Raw genomic sequence first — 20,512 nt, forward strand, 5'->3', positions numbered from 1 at the left:
TCGTGATCATCTATACTGGACTCCAAGGCTATAATCGCAAGTCGATAACCGATAACAATAAAACCGATGGCGCCGCAGGCCATCGGTTAACCCGCATGGAGACTGCATATGACCCTTGATCGCGCTTACTACCTGTTAGCTGCTTTCTACAGTTTAATGGTAATTATGGGGGTAATTGCCATATTGGCTGGTGGGGGGACTCTACTTGCTCCCGTGCATTTGCTGTTGGGGGCATTAGCAGTGGTTGGGCTTTGGGGATACATCTTGAAGCGCAGATTTATGAATCCACGCATGTGGCGGCCCTTGGCCTGTGTGCTTGCTGTGGGCATTGTCGTTCAGTTATTCATCATGCTGACAACACCGCTTTCGAGCGTTTTATTAACCTGGATGCTGACCAGTAGCATTTTTTCCGTCATGTTGGTCATTATGCTCTACCGCTATGGAGACCGAGACCAACCTCTTTGGGCGTCCGATGAAGAGCGCACAGCTGCTCGACAACTCGACGTTTTACTGAGCGATAACTCTCCCATAACGGCCATCAAACGTGACGGTAGTCGTGAGAATAGCGTAAAGGTTTTTAAATCAAATGAAGGTTATAAGGCAAGCGTGACACGGCGCTCGCAAGAAGGCCAAGAGCGCTTTGAAGAGCGCTTCCAATATCCCGAGACGCTAGTGTTTTTCTTAGAGAAATTCACTAGTGTAACGATTAATGATTTTAATAAGCCTACATCGATTTAGATTAGAGATGCATGTAATGGTTGTTGGCTTGGTTTTTAATTATATTCTGTTTTGTGCGTTTTTTCGGAGCTTGTTTGAATTGCAAGCTCTTTTTCTATATGAGCATAGAATGGTATTAATTGTTGAGGTAAACTTTCAACAGCAATTTTTTGATCGATATAATATGCTGCTCGATTTCCACAATAATTTATAATATTGCCTACTTGTTGGAAATGAAGGCCGGATGCTTTAAGCAATCTATTAAATCTTGGTTCTAACATGGCAAAAACATGTCTTCTATGCGCTAAGCCAACGAGTGCAGTAGCAGCGAGAAATAAACTTAAACTAATAATTGATTGGTTTTTGGTATCATGGTTTATATCTCTTTTTTTTATATGCAATTCTTTGCTGTCGACAGGTGATTTTTTTTTATTTCTAAATAATGGGTGTACTGCGAGTCTAGAAACTTCGCAGATAGTATTTTTGGCCATTTTTTCCGGATGAAAATCAGAGCTGGTTAAACTACCCAAGCAGTACTCTTCTAGAGGCAATGTTTGTGGAAAACTCTTAATAGTCTGGTCTATAACGACCACCCTTAAACATCCAACATCGATTCCACTCTCTCGATGTTGAAGAAGGCATAGTATTGAGTGTTGGTCATAAGAGTCTTTTTCTAACGTGGAACTTATTTTGTCTCCGATGTTATAATTTAGCTCTTCATTGAAAACTTGATGGCGTAATAAAAAAGCACGTTGCTTTTCATCTGGTGAGTGGGCAATGATAAAGTTAAAATTTTTAAAGAAATGATATGGGTCTATGCTTAGTTTTGGCAATAGTATTGTTGGCTCTGAGATTTTTGTTTTTTTTGTTGACATGAAGATATTCTCTTTTTTTAGTGTTTTTAATATGTGGATGTGACTAGTTTTCGGAGTTTTGATGGCTTTCCTAAATAAAATCCTTGACCATAAGTTATCCCATAAGATTTTATTATTGGCAATAGGGCTTCCTGATCAACGTACTCGGCAATTGTTTGCTTGCCAAAACCTTTAGCAATGTCAGCAATCGCGCGAACAATGACTCGGCTGTCTGGGCTGATTAGCATGCTGCGAATAAAAGAACCATCAATTTTGATATAATCGACGGGTAACTGCCCTAGGTAATGGAAACTGCTGAAGCCCACCCCAAAGTCGTCCAGAGCGGTGCGGCAACCAAGGTCGCGTACTGCTTGTAGTACGCCGCGTGCGGTAGAAAAATCAGTAACCGCCGCTGTTTCTGTTACTTCCAATATTAGGTGGTGAGGGTCAGCTCCGCTGGCAGTCAGCTCGTCTGCCAAATACTGCTTCAAGCCTCCGTCGTGAAGGGACTGGCCGGAAAGGTTCACCGCAAGGGTGATACCTCGATCCTGCAGTTGGCTAAGTGCTTTTAAGCTGTGCCGCAATACCCAACGGTCGATTAAGATAATCTGTCCGCTCTGCTCGGCAACTGGAATAAAGTGTGCAGGATCAATTAGGCTCCCATCTGCGTCGCGCATTCGCAGTAGCACCTCGTGGTGTTTTACGTCTTGGTCTGCCAGGCGCATGATGGGCTGCACCATTAGCTCGAAGCTATCCTCTTCAAGCGCATTGCGTATGCGTTCAACCCAGTAAACTCGTTCTTGCAACTCGTCTTTGGCATTTTCTAACTTGGAAAGTAGATGCCAATGCTGGAGACCATTCGCTTTAGCTTTGTACATAGCAACATCAGCGCTAGCCATAAGGTCAGCGGGTGTATTGCCATGGGTTGGAAACAGGGCAATGCCAATACTGGCCGTTACCCGATGCCGCCGCTCGCCGACAACGCAGCCGATGCCCTCTAGCAGTTGGGCAATATATTGCGCGGCACTGACGGCTTGATCGGCGTTGGTATTTTCTAATAGGAGGGAAAACTCGTCGCCACCAAGGCGGGCAATAACACCACGGCGGCCAAGGTTGTGGAGGAGTGTGTCGGCAACTTCGCGGAGTAATTTGTCGCCCACATGGTGCCCGCTCAGCTCGTTAACCTCTTTGAACTGGTCTAAATCCAGCAGCAGTACCGCCCCTTTTTTCTTCGATGGGCGTTCAAGCGCAATTTGCAGTGCATGCTGGAAATAGCGCCGGTTGTAAAGCTCCGTCAGCGGGTCGCGCTCAGCCAACCAAGTTAACCGCGCTTCGGCAGCCTTGCGATCGGTAATATCGAGCCCGACTGATATGCGGGATACCTGCCCCTCGCTACCTGTCTGTAAAGGTGCATGATACCAAGCAATAGTATGAAGGCGGTGGTCGGGCGTACGTAGTGTTTTTTCCTCTTGCTGAGGATGGGAAAACGTATTCACTGTGCTAGGGACTCCCGCCTCGAAGACATCAACAAAATGTCGCCCAAGTAGCGAAGCCTCATTGAGCCCTAGTATCAGCTGAGCATACTCATTGACTAGGCTGATCCGTCCAGTGCAGTCTTGGGCAATGATAAACACCTGGGCTGTGTCCAGCAGGCCACTGATGAAATCACGCTCTTTGGCTAGCTCTTCAATACGCTCAGCTAGCTGATGGCCGCGCTCCTGAATTTCACCTTCTAGCATTTCAAGTTGGCGCGACAGCTCGAGTGTGGTGCTCTCAAGAACATCTATCTCGTCGGGAATGCGACGGCGGTGGCTGGGAATGGCGGAACGTATATCGCTAAACTTCCCGTCGGCCAGGTCAGGAAGCAATCCGGCGACTCTACGTAGCCTAGCCATTGGGCCAAGCAATATAATTAATAGCAGTAGTTCAGCGGCAATCCAGCCGAGCACGCCAACGAACAGCAGCTTGCGAGTATCCTGGTTAATTGCCTGAATTTGCTCGGTAATATCTGATATCAGCAGAAAGTATCCGATATTGCTAAGTTCGTTATCCTCTTCCATGCGCACTGCGCTGAGTTCTAAGTGCCTGCCGCTATATTCAAGACTTAGTGGTGCTTCCATCAAGCGACGTACAGGGGCCGTATCTGCCGCTCGCTGCAAAGGTACTAAACTTTGTTCTTCGCTTGTGAGTGCCAGCAATTGGCCATTCCACGCTTGCAGCTGCCTTGTTGCCGTTACCTGGCTGTCTTCAGCGGGCCCGGTAACAAGTAGCGCGACTTCGCTGCCAGAGACTTCTTTGGCTTGCCGAGTGACATCAGCTAACGAGCGAGATAGCACGACCATACCGACGCTTTCTCCCCTCACCAGTACCGGCACGGCAGCAAATTGCTGGCAGCTAGTTGAGCAGCGAAGCGCTGCAAGTGGTTGTTCGGTGTTGATAACCTGGCTTACCCAGTTCCGTATGGGAAGCTGTGCTTGCGAGTTTCCGGCGCCCCAACTGCCCAATACTTGACCGCGCGTATTGATGATTAGAATCTCATCAATTCCCGCCTCGAGCTGAAGTGCGGGCCACTGGGAGTCCAGCGCTCGCTCGACATCGGCTGTGCTACCCGCTTGTAAGGGTAGGCCCAGGCTTGCTGAGGCGGCAGTTAAGCCAGCTAACTGGCGTAAATTTTCCGATGAACGGAGTAACGCTAAACGGATTTCTCGCTGCTGGCGTTCGTGGTGCTGAGTCCGACTTTCCTGAAACTGACGAGTTAAGTTGTCGTGTCCTAGCCAAGTAAAAAGTGTTACCAACGCTAAAAGCAGGAGGCTGCTTAAGGCGATAACCCGCCAAGTTAGGCTAAGACGCTGAGGCATTCGAAAAAGGGTAGGTGTTTTCATTACGGTAACGTCCTAGCCAGGATCGAGGAGGGCCTCAAAAGCGCAGCGATAATTGTAATAACCACATGTTCCATCTTCGGCTGGTCGCTGATGAATCTGGATTATCCTGAGTAGGTAGCCAACCAGTGCCGTCCACATGGTGATATTCACCTGCTAGCATTACTTGAGGGTGCGGTGTCCACTGCAGACCAAATGTTAGATCATCTGCAAATTGAGAGTGAGCAGGCCCCAGACCATTTGCTTCAAAAGAGTTTCCTGATCGGTCTTCATTATTATTGGTTAAGCTGTCATATCTAATAAGCCAGCTCCACTTCTGATTAATCATACGCTGGTATTGCAGGTACCAGCTTTGCCCTGTGATTTCAAAGCTTCTGGGAATATTATTCCCTTGAAGAGTTTGCTTCCTAAGTGCAAATTCAGCAGTAAGGCTCCACAGCTCTTGATTATATTGTATTGATACAATCCAAGGTTGAAAGTCAAAAGTGCCTGCTCCTTCAGGAAAACTGGTATCTAATTTGACATCAGCCGCGCTGATGGCAGTAACAAAATTGCTATTTTCATGCTCGTATAAAAGCTGAGCTATTACCGAATAGTCGCCTGAAGAGATACTTGGTCTACCATTACCAGCAAAAAGCTGTCTTGCTAGATCTGAGCCTGTTTGCGGAAGTCCTAACCCACTTCGAATGCGTAGCGAGCCAGTAGGGATCCGTTCGTCTAAATATATACTGAATCCGTCTGCAGCAATGCCAATTGACCGTGTGCGATCAAAATAAATAGATTGAGGCAGCAGTATGCTAGGGCGTGTAAATGCCACATCACGGGTTTGGTTATAAAATCCAAAAGGGTTTTTGAACCTTCCTAACTGAATACCAAAGGTTCGTTCTTGGTCTGAAATCACTTGATAATCAATTAGGCCATAATCCAGCTTAGGTTCAGCATCGGTGCTATCGCCTCCAGCTCGACGACTGAGTATCTGAGCAGCAACAAGCACATCCTGGTGAGGGCGTAAGGAGGCGTTGAGACCTATTTCGGTGAATTCGAAGCTACCTTCATTTTGGTTACTGTGACCAAAGAAATTGTTTTCGTCAGTGACCACTAGTGCCTGGCTAAGAAATCCGTGCACTTGCAGAGTATCAAGAACGTGCTCACCGCTTTGGGCATGAGCAGATAAAACCATCACAACGGTGCCCAGCAGCGTGGCAAGGGCTCGACATTCATTCCATCGAAATAACTTGAACGCTATCATCCAGATACTCCCTTTCAAGATAGCCAATAGCACCGGGTGTCGTGGCGACCTGCTCGTGCATTTCTGCCTGATCGCTTACTCGGTCAGGGGCTTGCCCGGTACCTGAGAAGACCATGCGATCCCAGGCTAGCTGAAGCTGGTGCGGGTAAACCGCCAACTGTTCTTTGGCAAAGCGAGCATGTACGGGGTGGCTATTACTTAAGACGAAGACCCTGACTGCTTGGCCATCCGGCCAGGTGCGTTGGCGCATCGCGAAAATCGCACGGGTGGTATCCCTATTTAGTAAGCGGGTAGCGACATCAGGATGAGCCACTAAATATAGTGGTGCTTCCCTAGCGATGGCATTTGTTGCTGCGAAAGTGATACCCACCAGCAAAATAAGGGTAGTCACTGCCAGTAAGGCCAATCGCAATGGAGAACCGCTTATAACGAGTGATGGCATTAGTGGCGGCTTACTGGTTGATTGATGAACGCCAGGTTCACGCACGATGCAGTTCTGCCCTGCATATTAAATGTGTATGAATTGATGACGTGTTCTCCCTCGCAGCACTAGCAAAACTGTTTTTATATTCAGCTCTAATGGTATGACTGAAAGATACGCATCCAGAAATGACTGTGCCATATCGATACGGCACATTACCAAACACTACATCAATTCAAAAAAAATAACAGGAAGTTATGTCAACGAACAGTGAGTATTAGGTTATGACTATTCCATTTCCATAGGCGTGTACATAATAGCCAATCGCCTATGTAACATTGCGATTGCCCTCCCTCTTGAAAAGGATCGTCCATCATGTTCACCGGCCTAAGTGCTTTTCCGCTAACCCCCATGAACGAACAGAATATTAAGGAGCGCGAGTTTACCCGCTTAGTGGAACATTTAGCTGGGGCAGGGGTGGACTCCATAGGCGTGTTGGGCTCGACGGGTAGCTACGCTTATTTAAGCAGCGATGAGCGCGCCCGTGTTACCCAGCTTAGCGTTGAAAGCGCAGGTAGCGTGCCTGTTGTTGTGGGTATTGGTGCGCTACGTACCCGCGATGTGTTGGCTAATGCAGAAAGCGCCCAGCAAGCAGGCGCAAGCGGGGTGTTGCTAGCACCGGTGTCCTACCAAAGACTCACTGATGATGAGGTTTTCAGTCTATACGCTACGGTCTGCCAATCGCTGAGTGTGCCGCTGTGCGTATACGATAACCCTGGTACTACCCATTTTGAATTCAGCGATGAGTTGCATGGGCGTATCGCCCAACTGTCGCAGGTTCGCTCTATAAAGATTCCGCCGGTTAAGGACGATATTGCATGCGCAAGTGAGCGGGTTGCACGGCTGCGCAAGTTAATTCCCGGTGATGTCACCATCGGCATCAGTGGCGACTCAGCGGCAGCCACTGGTCTAAATGCGGGTTGCGATGCCTGGTATTCCGTGATCGCTGGGGTATACCCTCAAGCAGCACTGTCGATAACCCGGGCCGCTCAGGCAGGGGATGCTCAACAGGCCAAAGAACTTTCAGACGCTCTTGAGCCGCTATGGGCACTCTACCGTAAATACGGCGGTAGCCTGCGAGTGGTGGCCACCATTGCAGAAATGACTGGAAAAGTGAGCCAGCCCTGCCTGCCTCAGCCGTTAAAAACGCTACAAGGTGATGACAGGAGAATAGTCGAGCAAGTACTTGAACAGCTTGGCCTAGAATCTGAAGGTAAGGATTAATACTGTGCAATAAAAACGCCCGGCCATTACCGGGCGTAATCACTACAATTAAGGGTGCTTACTCAACGAGTTCAAGCAGACGATCAGGGAAGTTGGTAAACAGGCCATTTGCACCCATTTCCATCAAACGCTTCATGTCATCGGTTTCATTGACGGTGTAAATGTGTACCGGCAGACCGTTTTCATTCGCCTGACGGATAAAATCGGCGTCGATGACTTCTTGGCCTTCGTAAATATAGTTGGTGCCGATTCCCGACGCATATTGCGCCACCGCGCGGAAGTCTTCATCAGTAATCTCTGCTGGGCCCGGTGTCACGCCAGTCCACTCCACCAGGCGCGACTCGTCCTCTTCGCTGGGGTAATACCAAACCAGTTGAACCAGCGGAATGTCGTCGTTAAGTTGCTGCACTTTTAACAGGCTGCCCTGTTCGAAAGACTGCACTAATACGTGGCCATTCTCGACCATGTCGTACTCTTCCAGTTTTTCTACCAGGGCTTCTTCCAAACCTGGGTTTAGCTGTGGAGACTTGGTTTCAATGTAGTAGCGGGTATCGTTACCGAAGCGCTCGAATAGCTCATCCAGCGTGAGGATTTTTGCCCCTGCAAAGTCATCGTCTGCTTTATCGGCGTTGGCCTCATTAAACCAAGTGCCTGTATCCAGTGCTTTTAGCTCCTCCAGGGTGTAGTCACTAATCTGGCCTTCACCATTGCTGGTGCGATCAATGGCGTCGTCATGGAACACCACCAATTCACCATCAGCGGTGATTTGGGCGTCCAGCTCTAAGTAATCAACCCCCCATTCATGGGCCAGCTCATAGGCTGCCATGGTGCTTTCCGGCGCGTGGCCGCTAGCCCCTCGGTGAGCAATCACTTGGAATGATTCAAGATCCTTTAGCTGCTGCTCCAGCGGTGAAGTTTCTGCCAGCGCAGTGGACGTGGCAGCACCAGATAAAAGACCCAGAGATATTGAAGTAATCAGTAAACGGCGTTGCATGGAAATACCTTTTGTTGAATGCCTGTTTAAGAACCCTACACGGAGTGAGTGATGAAAGACAAGCAGAGAGGGGGCGCTAAACATCGCCAGGATCAAACCGTCAGGCTGGAAACCTTCATGCCGAATCGCTCGTTCTGGATGGAGGAAAACGCCATCATTGACTCGCAAATAGATAGCTAGCGCCCAGTATCTGCTAGGCTCTGAAAAAGATAAGTGTATTTAAACGTCGGCGTTTAGATAAACCAACGATGGCATTAGACCCATGATCCATACTGAACATCATCGATCTCACCGTAACGGATGGTTGCGTGCCGCGGTACTAGGTGCCAATGACGGCATTGTGTCCACCAGCAGCTTGATACTGGGCGTTGCGGCAGCTAGTACCACACAAAGCGATATTATGCTGGCGGGTATTGCGGGCCTGGTAGCCGGTGCCATGTCGATGGCCGCAGGGGAGTACGTCTCGGTAAGTTCGCAATCGGATACCGAAAACGCCGATCTAGATATCGAACGTAAAGCATTGATGGAACACTTCGAGCTAGAGCAAGAAGAGCTCGCTGCCATCTACGAAGCCCGTGGGGTTGAACCAGCGTTGGCACGCCAAGTCGCGGTGCAATTGATGGCCAGCGACGCCTTAGGCGCCCATGCGCGAGATGAGATCGGCATCACCGACACCGGTCAAGCGCGTCCACTCCAAGCAGCACTCTCGTCGGCGGCTACGTTTACTATCGGCGCACTGCTACCACTACTAATCGCTTGGTGGGCGCCATCTTCACTGCTGGTGCCACTGGTAGCACTGTTTTCTCTGCTTTTTTTAGCTTTGTTGGGCGCTATAGCTGCCCGAGTGGGGGGCGCGCCAATGCTAAAAGCTGCGGCAAGAGTGATGTTCTGGGGCACGCTCGCCATGGCCTTAACATCCGCTATAGGGCATGTGTTTGGCGTGATGGCTTAAATACCTGAACCGCTGTAGGAACAACACACTGAAGGGTTGAATTCCAACTAAGTGCCTGCACTCATAGAAGGGTAAGTAATTCACAAGGAGACGTTATGACAACGTTAGTGATTGGCGCGAACGGACAGATTGGCAAACAATTTTGCGAACTGGCGCAGCAAGCGGGCACGCCCATCAAGGCGATGATCCGCAGTGAAGAGCAGGCAGCGTGGTTTAACGAGCATGGCATAGACACCGTGATTGCTGATTTAGAGGGTGAGTTTGAACACGCCTTTGAAGGCTGCGATCAAGTGGTCTTTACAGCGGGGTCAGGCCCCCACACCGGGCCGGATAAAACCCTGATGATTGATCTTTTCGGTGCCATTCGGACTGCCGATATCGCCAAGCAGAAAGGCCTCTCCCGCTACATCATGATTAGCGCCATGCGGGCGGAACAGCCATTGGACGCGCCCGAGAAAATGCGCCCCTACATGGCAGCGAAATTTGCCGCCGATGCCCATCTGCGCAACAGCGGCGTCCCCTATGTCATTCTCAAACCTGGGCGCTTGACCGACGAAGCCGCCAGTCAGCAGTTTGCTAGCTCGTTTGATGAAGCTGGCGATAATCAAATCTCCCGCGCCAATGTTGCGCACGCATTACTGCACACGGTGCAAAGCTCGAACGTGACTAATCAGGAATACCTGCTGCTGAATGGCAAGCGCTCAATTGACGAGATTATTCAGTAATACTCCCTTAACGGCGGCCGTGATCGTCTACGCATTAACCCCCTTCATGCCTTCTGGAGTGTAACGTTCACCGGTCACCGGAAGGTGCTCGGTGGCCGCTTCAAGCTGTTGCAGCTCATCGGCGGTTAGGTTGATGGTCGCGGCTGCCGCATTCTCATCAAGGTAGCGCAGCCGCTTAGTGCCGGGAATCGGCACGATGTTATCGCCTTTGGATAGCAGCCAAGCTATCGACAGCTGCGCCGGGGTGCAGCCTTTATGGGTGGCCATTTCGCCGATTACGTCGGCGATCCGGCGGTTGGCATGCATCGCCTGTTCAGAAAAGCGCGGCAGGTTAGGGCGAAAATCACCTTCGCCAAAGTCGGCATTCTCGTGAAGTTTTCCGGTCAAAAAGCCACGGCCCAGCGGCGAATAAGGCACAAAGCCGATGCCGAGTTCCTTGCAGGTGGGCAGCACCGTTTGCTCTACGTCCCGCGTCCAGAGTGAGTATTCGGTTTGTACCGCTGTTACCGGGTGCACCGCGTGTGCTCGGCGCAAAGTGTCAGCGCTGACCTCGCAGAGACCAATGTGGGCAATTTTCCCCTCTTTCACCAACTGCGCTAGGGCCTCCATCGTCTCCTCAATTGGCGTGTCCGGGTTAACGCGGTGGACGTAGTAGAGATCAATCTGCTCGACGTTCAACCGTCGAAGCGATGCCTCGCAGGCTTGTTGGGCGTAGTGGGCGCTGCTATCCAGGCGACGTTGATATTCTCCAGGGTTGCGCACAATGCCAAACTTGGTGGCGATACGAACCTTGGGTTTGTGACTGGCGAGAAAGCGGGCAATCAACTCCTCGTTATGATGCGGCCCGTACATATCCGCCGTGTCGAAAAAGTCGATACCCAACTCTACTGCTTGTGCTAATACTCGCAGCGACTCGCTGTCATCCCGAGGGCCGTAGAACTCGCTCATCCCCATGCAGCCTAAGCCGATAGCGGAAACGGTTAGATCGCTGCCTAGTGTTCGTTTTTGCATGATGTTTCTCCAGAAGTGACTCGTTCTTGAGTGGCGCAGTAACAGCGTGGCACTATCCAATAATGAAAAAAATGAACGAGTTTGGTAAGCCGATTTCCGATTATGAAAAACACATGCCGCGGGGTTGGGTATGGGACGATACGCGCACCTTTCTGGCAGTGGCGCGCCACGGCACGCTGAGTAGTGCCGCCGCTGAGCTGAACCTGGGCATCGCCACGCTCTCCCGGCGTATCGAACGGCTGGAAAACGCTTTAAAGCTGCCCCTGTTTGTTCGCCAGCAATCGGGCTATCAGCTTACAGAGGAAGGGGCGGGGTTGATTGAGAAAGCCGAGGCTTTAGAGGCTGCGGCTGCGGCGTTTACCAGTGGGGTTTCCAGTGCTGCGCAATTGAGCGGCAGAGTGCGTTTAGCTACCGCTGAAAACCTCGCCACGGCGCTGATTCTGCCCGCGTTGCCGCAATTTTATGCGCAGTACCCCGGCATCACGCTTGAACTGGTGACCGATATCACTACCGTCAACCTGCATCGCCGTGACGCCGATTTAGCGCTTAGAATGGTCAAACCCGAGCGGGGCAATGTCACCCTTCGCCGCTTGGGCTCGCTGGGTTTCGGGCTTTACGCGAGCCCCGGCTATGTAGCGCAGCGCGAGTCTCACCATGATGCGGGCGATTTCGACACGGATGCCTTTATCACCTGGGGTGAAACGCAAGCGCACTTGCCCGCCGCCCAGTGGATTGAACGGGTTCTACGAGGGCGCGAACCTGCGCTAACCACGACCTCTATGGCGACTCAATTAGCCGCGGCCAAGGCCGGGTTGGGCATAGCGGTACTGCCGCATTTTTTGGCCAGAGAGGCTGGTTTGGTTGGTGTTGTCGCGGATATTGGTCTAGATCAGCCCATTTATCTCGTTATCCAGACGGATCTCACCCAATCAGCCCGTATCCGGGCCGTGGCGGACTTTCTGGCTGCGCTGTTGGCGAGTAACCGCGAGCGCTTGAGTGGGTGATATATCGAAGCGGCTATTAAAATCGCAGGTGTGAGTTGTTATCGTCATGTTATTAGCTCCCTTTTAAGCCATTCCGCCAGTGGCTCGCTGCGGCGGCTGTTGGTGTTTTTGGGTGACCATAGACAAAGCCTCGCGTGGGTTTCGATACTTCCCCAGGGGGCAATAAGTCGTCCGCTCTTAAGGTCATCCTCCACCAACAACGTGGGCGCTATCGCCACACCCAAGCCCGCCACTGCCGCTTCCATTAAGTAGTAGAGATGATCAAATCCTTGGCCTTTGCTAAGTGCCTTTTCAAGTTGCGCCAACTCAAGCCCTTGTGCGTTAGCCCACTGGGGCCAAGCCTGAGGGCGTGATGCAGTAAGTAATAGCGTGTTAGCAAAAAGTGTTTCTGGTCTGGCAGGGTCGAATTGTGCCGTTAACTGTGGGCTTGCCACCGCGCAGATCTCTTCCGTCATTAGCTCAATCACTTCCACATCTTCAGGCCAGGGCGGTTCGGAAAACGCCAGCGTGGCGCTGGCATCCGTTTGCTTGCCGGGCTGCTCGCTTTCGCTCACGACCACTTTCAGCTTTAGCTGGGGTAACTCGCGGTGCATGCGATCTAACCGGGGAATTAGCCAGCGGGCTAAAAGACTGCCAGGGCAGGCGAGAGTGAAGGGTGCTTCCTCTACATCACGCTTGAGCGCTGCGCAACTATCCTTCAAGCGGGAAAATGCCTCACCCACACCGCTTTGTAGCTGCTCACCGTGTGGGGTTAGCGCAATGCCCCTACCCACTTTTACGAAAAGCGCCACGCCAAAATGCTCATCCAGGCTTTTTAGCTGGCGGCTTACGGCGCCGTGAGTAACGCTTAGCTCTTCTGCCGCGGCAGTCACGCTGCCCAGCCGGGCAGTAGCTTCAAAGGCGCGCAAGGCGCTAAGCGGTGGCATGCTGTTCTGCATTGAATGTCCGGGTTTATAGTTGATTAAAACTCACAGATAGCTGACATCTTATCGATTTTTATCCCAGCCTGCTTGCGCTACTTTCACTGCATTGTTTTCACTGTAATGTTTGATAACGCATTCAGAGGTCGTAATGAATCAACCTGTAGACTTAACCAATAGCCTGCCCGACGCCAATGGCCTGTTTGGTCGCTTCGGCGGTCGTTTCGTTGCCGAAACGCTGATGCCACTGATTTTAGAGCTGCAAGACGAATACGCCACCGCCAAAAACGATCCAGAGTTCCAGCGCCAGCTAGCCTACTTCCAAGGCGACTACGTGGGGCGGCCCAGCCCGCTCTACTTTGCCGAGCGCCTGACCGAGCACTTTGGCGGGGCGAGTATTTACCTCAAACGTGAAGAGCTGAACCACACCGGCGCCCACAAAATTAATAACTGCATCGGTCAGGTATTGCTGGCCAAGCAGATGGGTAAAAAGCGCATTATCGCGGAAACCGGCGCGGGCATGCACGGCGTGGCCACTGCCACGGTGGCGGCACGTTTTGGTCTGCCCTGCGTGATCTATATGGGTACCACCGATATCGAGCGTCAGCAGACAAACGTATTCCGCATGAAGCTGCTGGGCGCAGAGATTATCCCTGTCACCTCCGGCACAGGCACGCTCAAAGACGCCATGAACGAAGCACTGCGCGACTGGGTCACCAACGTCGATGATACTTTCTACATTATCGGCACCGTGGCCGGACCGCATCCATACCCCGCGATGGTGCGCGACTTTCAAGCCGTGATCGGTCACGAAACACGCAGCCAAATGCTCGAAAAGCACGGTCGCCTGCCAGATTCATTGGTGGCCTGCGTAGGCGGTGGCTCTAATGCCATTGGGCTATTTCATCCCTTTCTTGATGATTTAGACGTTCAGATGATTGGCGTCGAGGCCGGTGGCAAAGGCGTAAAAAGTGGCCTGCACGCGGCGAGCCTAAACGGTGGTACGCCGGGTGTATTGCACGGCAACCGCACTTACCTGTTGCAAAACGAGGACGGCCAGATTACCGACGCCCACTCAATTTCAGCGGGGCTAGATTATCCCGGCATTGGGCCAGAACACGCATGGTTGCATGAGCAGAAGCGGGTCGAGTACGTTTCCGCCACCGATGACGAAGCGCTGGAAGCGTTTCAGGTCTGCTGTCGCCAAGAGGGTATTATCCCCGCCCTGGAAACCGCCCACGCGTTGGCGGAAGTCGCTAAGCGTGCGCCTACGCTTCCCCGTGAGCACCTAATGGTGGTCAACCTAAGCGGTCGCGGCGACAAAGATATGATGAGCGTTGCCCATCATCTCGGCGATAAGTTCGGAGTGAAACAGCTATGAGCGCAATCCTGGAGACTGTCATGAGTAACATCTCACGTCTGGAAAATTGCTTTGCCGAACTCAAGCAACAAAACCGCCCAGCGCTGGTCAGCTACCTGACCGCCGGTGATCCAGATGCCGAGACTTCCCGGCGCCTGCTGCATGGGCTACCAAACGCAGGGGTGGATATCATCGAGCTAGGCATGCCGTTCAGCGACCCTATGGCCGATGGCCCCGCTATTCAGAAAGCCGCGCTGCGTGCCCTGAAAAATGGCCAAACCCAAGCCAAAACCCTGGAAATGGTGCGTAGCTTCCGTGAAGAAAACAGCACTACTCCGATTGTGCTGATGGGCTACTACAACCCTATTTTCTGCTACGGCGTTGAGCGTTTTCTAGCGGATGCCGCCAATGCCGGGGTTGATGGTCTGATCGTAGTGGATCTCCCCCCAGAGCACGATGAAGAGCTCTGCCAACCAGCAGCACAACACGGTATCGACTTTATCCGCTTAGCGACACCGACGACCGATGCCAAACGCCTGCCGAAAGTGTTGGCTAACGCCTCCGGGTTTATCTACTACGTCTCCGTGGCGGGTGTTACCGGTGGCAATGCGCCGACGCCAGCAAGGTTGGAAAGCGCTGTCGCTGGACTTCGCGAACATACTGAATTGCCTATTGCGGTCGGCTTCGGTATTCGCACCGCCGAGCAAGCAGCCACCATCGGCCGCTATAGCGATGCAGTCGTCGTCGGCTCCGCGCTAGTTGACTGTATTGAACACGCCAACACTTCTGATGAAGCTGTTGCGCGAGTGCACGGCCTAGTGAGCGAACTGGCCGAAAGCGTAAGGGCGTCTCGTGAAGTACGCGAGCCGCAAGCCTGCTGATTAAGCATAATAAAAAGTGATAAGTTACGAGAGCAGGCCAAAGCGTCTGCTCTTTGTTTATCCAACCTGCTATTAGCTATAATGGGCGGTAGTTCGCGACTGTTTAGACTGCCAGCGAATCTTTTTAACGTTAACTGGATAGTTTATGGCAGAAGTGAACAAAATATTTGTATGCGAGGCGTGCTGAAATGAAACCCAGAGGCACAAGTGGCACCACTATCGCACTAGCTCAGTTACCGGTTGTAAAAGGCGCAGTGACCGAAAATCTTGAGACGCACCTTACCTATATTCAGCAAGCTGCCGCGCGAGGGGCTGATGTAGTGGTGTTCCCAGAGCTTTCGCTGACCGGCTACGAGCTTGAGCTGTTAGAACAGCTAGCGATGCCGAAAGATTCAGAGGTATTCAGCACGCTTTCCGATGCCGCAGCGGCGGGTAATATAGTCGTTATAGCTGGCTGCCCGCTCGTTAGCGAAGGCAGAAAACCGCAGATAGGAGCTGTTATCTGCTTCCCCACTGGCGAGCGAGAATTTTATGCAAAGCAGTACTTACACGAAGGAGAAGACGTTTACTGTTCGACAGGCAGCGAAAGTTATCTATTCACGGTTAATGGCATTCGAATCGCCTTGGCGATCTGCGCAGACTTTGCCAATCCTGCCCATGCAGAAATGGCTGCCGACCAGCTAGCAGACGTTTATATTGCCAGCGCGCTAATCTCTGAAACAGGGTATGAGGCCGATGCGAATCTACTCGCTTCAATGGCGAAGCACCATCAGTTCCTAGTGCTGCTCGCTAATCACATCTCCAGCACAGGCGGCTGGCAAACCTGCGGCAACAGCGGCGGTTGGAGTGCAGATGGTGAGCTAACCATTGCTGCTAATGGTGCAAAGCCTAGCCTAGTGCTATGCAGCATCCATCAAAGAACGCTAAGTGGCAGGGTAGAGGATGTGGAGTCTCGCTTGTGTGCTCCCGTCGCCCCAGGCATTATCACGGCTCGTACTGTCGGCTGATCTTTCCCATAGCATACGCTTAGGCGCGCGATACAAGCATATTTACTGCAGGCAGCAACCATCCAATATTTTATAAAACAGAGAGAAACAATGGGAAAGCTCTTTTCACTAATCGTACTGTTAGCGCTTGGCTATGCAGGAATCTACTTCTATTATGGCGTTGTCGTTGAACGGGAAGTTCAGCAGCAGTTGGATGACCGTGGCCTCTCTGCAGTCAGCGTGGATAACATTGAGTATGAGCTACTGGCTCCCGTCAGCACTTCTGCAGAAATAGCGGTAACGGTCACTTATCGCGGCTCTCAGGCGACGCTGGATTTGATAGTGCAGGGCCACCCCTTATTCTCTGACGAAGTAAGTGTCGAATTTGATGGTCTGCAAGCACTACGTTTAGGCATCGGCTTCGGCCAATAGATAACGCATCTGTCGTCTGAAGAAAAACAACTAAGGAGCCTGGCGATGAACCAGCATGAAAAGCTCAACTACGTCGAATTCGCCGCGAAAGATTTAGCCGCAACAAAGGCTTTTTTCTCGGCGGCGTTTGGTTGGGAGTTTGTCGATTACGGCCCGGAATACACCGCGTTTTCAAATCAGGGGTTGGATGGAGGCTTCTACCAAGCGGATACCTGTAACCAAACCTCAAAAGGCGGTGCACTGCTGGTTTTCTATAGTGCTGACATTGACACAACGTTCAACAAGGTTGAAAAGAGCGGCGGCGAGGTCATTCGGCCCATTTTCGAGTTTCCTGGTGGCTGCCGTTTTCACTTTCGGGAGCCCAGCGGCAACGAGTTTGCGGTTTGGTCGGAGTTACGACCCTAATCAAGCAACCAGGTTAGGTAGCCATAGAAGTGAGCGGCACCCACACATGCTCATAGCCAATCGAAAGTGCCACGGCGACCAGCAACCCGACCATTACCCAATTGAAGCGCTTAACGATGTTGGCGTTTTCAATACGCTGGCCTACCAAGCTGCCGATCAGGATATAACTGCCGGGCGCGCCAGCGGCCAACACCGCCAGTCCTAATGCCCAAATCACTAAGCTAACCCCCTCAATACCCGCTGCAGGAAATTGCAGTGTGGTAATCGGCAGGGTAGCGACAATGGCCTTGGGATTAAGCAATTGCATCACCAGCCCATCACGATAATTGACTAGTCGTGGGGTATTATCTGGCGTGCTTATATCAATACTGGATCGGGCAATTTTGCTCGCGAGATAAACAATATAGCCACAGCCCAAGGCGCTCACCACGATCAGTGCTTCATCATTGATCCATGCAGTTCCTACCCAGCCCAATACCAATAAGTAGATCAGCATCGAAGTACCCACTCCCAGGCAAAAGCCTAACGACTTTTGGGCCTGGCCATTAATGCCAACGTTCAAACCAAGCAGATTCACAGGCCCAGGCGAATACATGGCGCCTAGGGCATAGGCGACGATTGCTAACATGGTGAAACCTCTATTTTGACTGTTCTTGAGTTAGAAGGGGGGGCACCTAGCGCGCGATATCGCGCTGGTACTGATGGGGCGTCATGCCGTAAATGCGCTTAAAGCGGCGATTGAAATGGCTAAGATCGGCAAACCCATAGCGCAAAGCGACTTCCGTCAGGGAAGCGCCTAGGTCTAGCGCCGCACGGGCCGCATTGATTCGGCAATTAATCACATACTGATGCGGCGTAATGCCGTAATGCTGCCGAAACAGGCGTAAGAAGTGGTACTTGGAGATATGCGCAGCTTGGCTGATGTCATCAAGGGAGATATCCGAATCCAAGTGGGCGTGGATATACTCTTTCGCCAAGCCCAGCAGCGCATCGGGCCGAGCGGAAATCAGGTTGGGTTGAGAAACCCCACCGAGTTGCACAGTGCGCTCGATCACCTGATAAAGCGCGTTCTCCTGATCGATACAGCTACCAGAGTGAGAAGTAACTAAGCGCGCCAGTTCCAAAATGGCATTGCGTAGATGAACGTCCTGAATAAGGGTGTTATTTGAGCGAAAGTCAGCCGTGTGCTCTTGCCCCAGAGCATCAGCAAACAGGGCATTAACCTGCTCGGGATGCGCATACACCATCAGGTAATCCAGTGAGCGTTCTCCGCCCGGTTGGCCGTCGTGAACCTCTTCTGGATTGAACAAAATAACGTTGCCCGGTGGGCTGCGGTGAAACTGCCCGCCGCTGAAGAAATCTTGACGCCCCGCCAGCGTTACGCCGAAGGCATACTCCTCGTGGGCGTGGCGGTCGTAGCTGAAATCCTCAATAGCTGCATGAAGCACCGTTAGCGTTGGCACGTGCTGGCTCTTGATAAATTGAAACCGGCTTGCGTTACTCATGCCGCCCCTCCTGATTAGTCACACCGCCTAGCTTATGCCAGCCCTGCCTGTTAATGCTTGTACATAATTGCTAATCGGCAGTGGGGTATGCATGGAGTTTTGGTGAAGAGAGAGAGCGGCGACGTTGAGCCATGAGATAGAAACATCCCCGAGCACTGATGTGAACGGGGATGCCGATCAAACATTTAACGTGGGCCTGATGCGTTAGTGAACAGTGTCTAGCAACATAGGTTTGATAGGTTAAATAGGTTAGCGTTGCTCATCGCTATATTCTGACCAGGCCGTGTGATCGATATCCAGGTCATTGAATTTATTGGAATCAAACACCGGGCGTTTAATACCTTGAGCAAGCTGCTCGCGAAAATCCTTCAGCAGGCGTAGGCACGTGGGTAGCAGCATCATAATGGCCACCAGGTTAACTAAGGCCAGTAGCCCCATCATCGGGTCTGAGAAGAAGAACACCGATGTTGCCCCTGGCGCAATGGCGCCCAGAAAAACGATGCCGATAATCACCACGCGCAGCACTTGAATGGCCATCGGGTTTTCGGTCATCACGGCCACGGCATTTTCGCCAAGGTAGTAGTTATAGATGATCGAGCTGAACGAAAACAGCAGCACCATCAAAGACAGCAGATACTGCGTCCAATCACCCAGATGATAGGCCAATGACTGTTGTGTTAGCACAACACCGTCGATATCACTGGCGCCAGGGATATAAACACCTCCCAGCAGAATCACAAACGCCGTGCATGAGCAGATAAGCATGGTATCGATAAAGACTGAGAACGATTGCGTGATTCCTTGGCTAATGGGGTGACGCACATCAGCGGCAGCGGCAACGTTTGGCGCTGACCCCAGGCCGGCTTCGTTAGAAAACAGCCCGCGCCGAATACCCTGCGCAATCGCAGCCCCCATACCACCGCCTACCGCTTCCTCGAAACCAAACGCATTAGCAACAATAGTGGCAATGACGCCGGGAATTTCAGTGATGTTCATCACAATGATGATCAGTGCCATCAGGATGTAACCCATTGCCATAATCGGCACCACCGCTTCGGAAACCTTGGCAATGCGTCGAATGCCACCAAACACGATCAAGCCTGTTGCACCGGCCAGCAGCGTACCGGTGACATAGCGGCTGACGCCCAGGCTGCTCTCGATTGACCCCGCCACGGTATTGCCCTGAAAAGCATTAAAACCAAGGCCAAAAGCAGCTAGCAAACACACTGCATAAAAGACCGCGAGCCATTTGTACTCAGCGCCTAAGCCGTAAATAATCGAATTGGCGGGGCCGCCTCTGAAGGTGCCATCGGCCTGGCGACGTTTGAAAAGCTGCGCGAGTGAAGATTCCACCAAGCTTGTGGCCATGCCCACCAAGGCAATCGCCCACATCCAGAACACCGCCCCTGGGCCACCGAGGGTAATCGCCACAGCAACCCCCGCAATATTGCCGCCGCCCACACGCCCACCCACAGAGAGCATCAAGGCAGCGCGGGCGCTCACACTATTTGGGTCAGACGACTCACTTTTAGCTGACAGAACGCGGAACATACGCGTGAAGAACCTAAATTGAACAAATCCGGTCATTAAGGTAATGAACAGCCCAAAGACGACCAGCAGGGGTATCAGTGCCCATCCCCAGGTTAGGTCTTCCAGTACACCAAAGAAATTTTCGATAAAAGCCATAGTCTCTTACTCCGCCTAGTTAGGTGAGATATTGGTGAGGTTCGGCGTCAATTCTGAAAATCATCGCGTATTTTTTTATATGACTAATTCGAGTGACTAGATTGAGCATATGGACATTTTTGCGAGGAAAGCAAAATTTTTTAGGTTGAACAGCTACATGAGGCGAAGACGATTTTCAGGCATATTTCCAAATCCATGATCATCAGGGGTATACAGCCGCCTATTCCCTGATCAGCTCAGTGCCTGG

At 51.7% G+C, this 20,512-nt stretch carries 21 protein-coding genes; 11 read left to right on the forward strand and 10 right to left on the reverse strand.

Annotation, left to right across the window (positions count from 1 at the left end):
• Positions 1-108 precede the first annotated feature (108 nt).
• Positions 109-738 (forward strand): hypothetical protein, encoded by a 630-nt coding sequence (locus tag J7J49_RS19550; RefSeq protein ID WP_215095045.1) that lies wholly within the window; start codon positions 109-111, stop codon positions 736-738.
• Between the two features lie 35 nt (positions 739-773).
• On the opposite strand, the gene J7J49_RS19555 is transcribed toward J7J49_RS19550, so the two are convergent.
• From J7J49_RS19555 to J7J49_RS19570, 4 genes are read right to left on the reverse strand one after another with little or no spacing between them, the layout of a single operon-like run.
• Entirely contained in the window at positions 774-1,592 is an 819-nt protein-coding gene (locus tag J7J49_RS19555) for a PEP-CTERM/exosortase system-associated acyltransferase (RefSeq protein WP_215095047.1), read from the reverse strand.
• Positions 1,593-1,618: 26 nt separating this feature from the next.
• Positions 1,619-4,453 (reverse strand): bifunctional diguanylate cyclase/phosphodiesterase, encoded by a 2,835-nt coding sequence (locus J7J49_RS19560; protein WP_215095049.1) that lies wholly within the window; start codon positions 4,451-4,453, stop codon positions 1,619-1,621.
• A 34-nt stretch (positions 4,454-4,487) separates the two neighbouring features.
• Complete coding sequence (locus J7J49_RS19565; protein ID WP_215095051.1) at positions 4,488-5,699, reverse strand: hypothetical protein; 1,212 nt, start codon at positions 5,697-5,699, stop codon at positions 4,488-4,490.
• Positions 5,668-6,141 carry a hypothetical protein gene (locus tag J7J49_RS19570; protein ID WP_205634188.1) on the reverse strand — a complete coding sequence of 158 codons (474 nt, stop codon included), beginning with the start codon at positions 6,139-6,141 and terminating at the stop codon, positions 5,668-5,670. Before J7J49_RS19570 ends, J7J49_RS19565 begins: the two co-directional genes overlap by 32 nt.
• A 354-nt stretch (positions 6,142-6,495) precedes the next feature.
• On the opposite strand from J7J49_RS19570, the gene J7J49_RS19575 reads away from it, so the two are divergent.
• Positions 6,496-7,404, forward strand: a complete 909-nt coding sequence (locus tag J7J49_RS19575) for a dihydrodipicolinate synthase family protein (protein ID WP_215095052.1) — start codon at positions 6,496-6,498, stop codon at positions 7,402-7,404.
• 58 nt (positions 7,405-7,462) lie between these two features.
• On the opposite strand, the gene J7J49_RS19580 is transcribed toward J7J49_RS19575, so the two are convergent.
• Positions 7,463-8,398, reverse strand: a complete 936-nt coding sequence (locus J7J49_RS19580; protein WP_215095054.1) for a glycerophosphodiester phosphodiesterase — start codon at positions 8,396-8,398, stop codon at positions 7,463-7,465.
• A gap of 51 nt (positions 8,399-8,449) precedes the next feature.
• Here J7J49_RS19580 and J7J49_RS22720 point away from each other — a divergent pair, with 51 nt between their 5' ends.
• From J7J49_RS22720 to J7J49_RS19590, 3 genes are all read left to right on the forward strand, one after another.
• Positions 8,450-8,578 (forward strand): hypothetical protein, encoded by a 129-nt coding sequence (locus tag J7J49_RS22720; protein ID WP_285222446.1) that lies wholly within the window; start codon positions 8,450-8,452, stop codon positions 8,576-8,578.
• An 82-nt stretch (positions 8,579-8,660) separates the two neighbouring features.
• Positions 8,661-9,350 carry a VIT1/CCC1 transporter family protein gene (locus J7J49_RS19585; RefSeq protein ID WP_215095056.1) on the forward strand — a complete coding sequence of 230 codons (690 nt, stop codon included), beginning with the start codon at positions 8,661-8,663 and terminating at the stop codon, positions 9,348-9,350.
• A gap of 95 nt (positions 9,351-9,445) precedes the next feature.
• A complete protein-coding gene (locus J7J49_RS19590) occupies positions 9,446-10,075 on the forward strand; it encodes an SDR family oxidoreductase (RefSeq protein ID WP_215095058.1) in 630 nt (209 codons plus the stop codon).
• A gap of 27 nt (positions 10,076-10,102) precedes the next feature.
• Here the strand turns inward: J7J49_RS19590 and J7J49_RS19595 are convergent, their stop codons facing one another.
• A complete protein-coding gene (locus tag J7J49_RS19595) occupies positions 10,103-11,086 on the reverse strand; it encodes an aldo/keto reductase (RefSeq protein WP_215095060.1) in 984 nt (327 codons plus the stop codon).
• Between the two features lie 62 nt (positions 11,087-11,148).
• Here J7J49_RS19595 and J7J49_RS19600 point away from each other — a divergent pair, with 62 nt between their 5' ends.
• Positions 11,149-12,090: a LysR family transcriptional regulator gene (locus J7J49_RS19600; RefSeq protein ID WP_215095063.1), complete on the forward strand. Its 942-nt coding sequence runs from the start codon at positions 11,149-11,151 to the stop codon at positions 12,088-12,090.
• A 44-nt stretch (positions 12,091-12,134) separates the two neighbouring features.
• Here J7J49_RS19600 and J7J49_RS19605 read toward each other — a convergent pair whose 3' ends face one another.
• Positions 12,135-13,028 (reverse strand): LysR family transcriptional regulator, encoded by an 894-nt coding sequence (locus tag J7J49_RS19605; protein ID WP_215095065.1) that lies wholly within the window; start codon positions 13,026-13,028, stop codon positions 12,135-12,137.
• A 133-nt stretch (positions 13,029-13,161) separates the two neighbouring features.
• Between J7J49_RS19605 and trpB the strand changes: the two genes are divergently transcribed.
• From trpB to J7J49_RS19630, 5 genes are all read left to right on the forward strand, one after another.
• Positions 13,162-14,391 (forward strand): tryptophan synthase subunit beta, encoded by a 1,230-nt coding sequence (gene trpB / locus J7J49_RS19610; protein WP_215095066.1) that lies wholly within the window; start codon positions 13,162-13,164, stop codon positions 14,389-14,391.
• Between the two features lie 20 nt (positions 14,392-14,411).
• The gene (gene trpA, locus J7J49_RS19615) at positions 14,412-15,251 is read left to right on the forward strand and encodes a tryptophan synthase subunit alpha (RefSeq protein WP_215095068.1); all 840 of its coding nucleotides are present in this window, start codon (positions 14,412-14,414) and stop codon (positions 15,249-15,251) included.
• A 188-nt stretch (positions 15,252-15,439) separates the two neighbouring features.
• Complete coding sequence (locus tag J7J49_RS19620) at positions 15,440-16,258, forward strand: carbon-nitrogen hydrolase family protein (protein WP_215095070.1); 819 nt, start codon at positions 15,440-15,442, stop codon at positions 16,256-16,258.
• Positions 16,259-16,348: 90 nt separating this feature from the next.
• Positions 16,349-16,669: a hypothetical protein gene (locus J7J49_RS19625; RefSeq protein ID WP_215095072.1), complete on the forward strand. Its 321-nt coding sequence runs from the start codon at positions 16,349-16,351 to the stop codon at positions 16,667-16,669.
• Between the two features lie 45 nt (positions 16,670-16,714).
• The gene (locus tag J7J49_RS19630) at positions 16,715-17,074 is read left to right on the forward strand and encodes a VOC family protein (protein ID WP_215095074.1); all 360 of its coding nucleotides are present in this window, start codon (positions 16,715-16,717) and stop codon (positions 17,072-17,074) included.
• A 13-nt stretch (positions 17,075-17,087) separates the two neighbouring features.
• Here the strand turns inward: J7J49_RS19630 and J7J49_RS19635 are convergent, their stop codons facing one another.
• The 3 genes from J7J49_RS19635 to J7J49_RS19645 all read right to left on the reverse strand — a co-directional run bounded on the left by J7J49_RS19635 (position 17,088) and on the right by J7J49_RS19645 (position 20,265).
• Positions 17,088-17,702, reverse strand: a complete 615-nt coding sequence (locus J7J49_RS19635; RefSeq protein ID WP_215095076.1) for a LysE family translocator — start codon at positions 17,700-17,702, stop codon at positions 17,088-17,090.
• 46 nt (positions 17,703-17,748) lie between these two features.
• Positions 17,749-18,579, reverse strand: coding sequence for a helix-turn-helix transcriptional regulator (locus tag J7J49_RS19640; protein ID WP_215095078.1), 831 nt, complete (start codon positions 18,577-18,579; stop codon positions 17,749-17,751).
• A 249-nt stretch (positions 18,580-18,828) separates the two neighbouring features.
• Positions 18,829-20,265, reverse strand: a complete 1,437-nt coding sequence (locus tag J7J49_RS19645; RefSeq protein WP_064234776.1) for an alanine/glycine:cation symporter family protein — start codon at positions 20,263-20,265, stop codon at positions 18,829-18,831.
• Between the last annotated feature and the right edge of the window lie 247 nt (positions 20,266-20,512).

It is taken from the genome of Halomonas sp. ISL-56 (assembly GCF_018612805.1).
Taxonomy (GTDB): domain Bacteria; phylum Pseudomonadota; class Gammaproteobacteria; order Pseudomonadales; family Halomonadaceae; genus Vreelandella.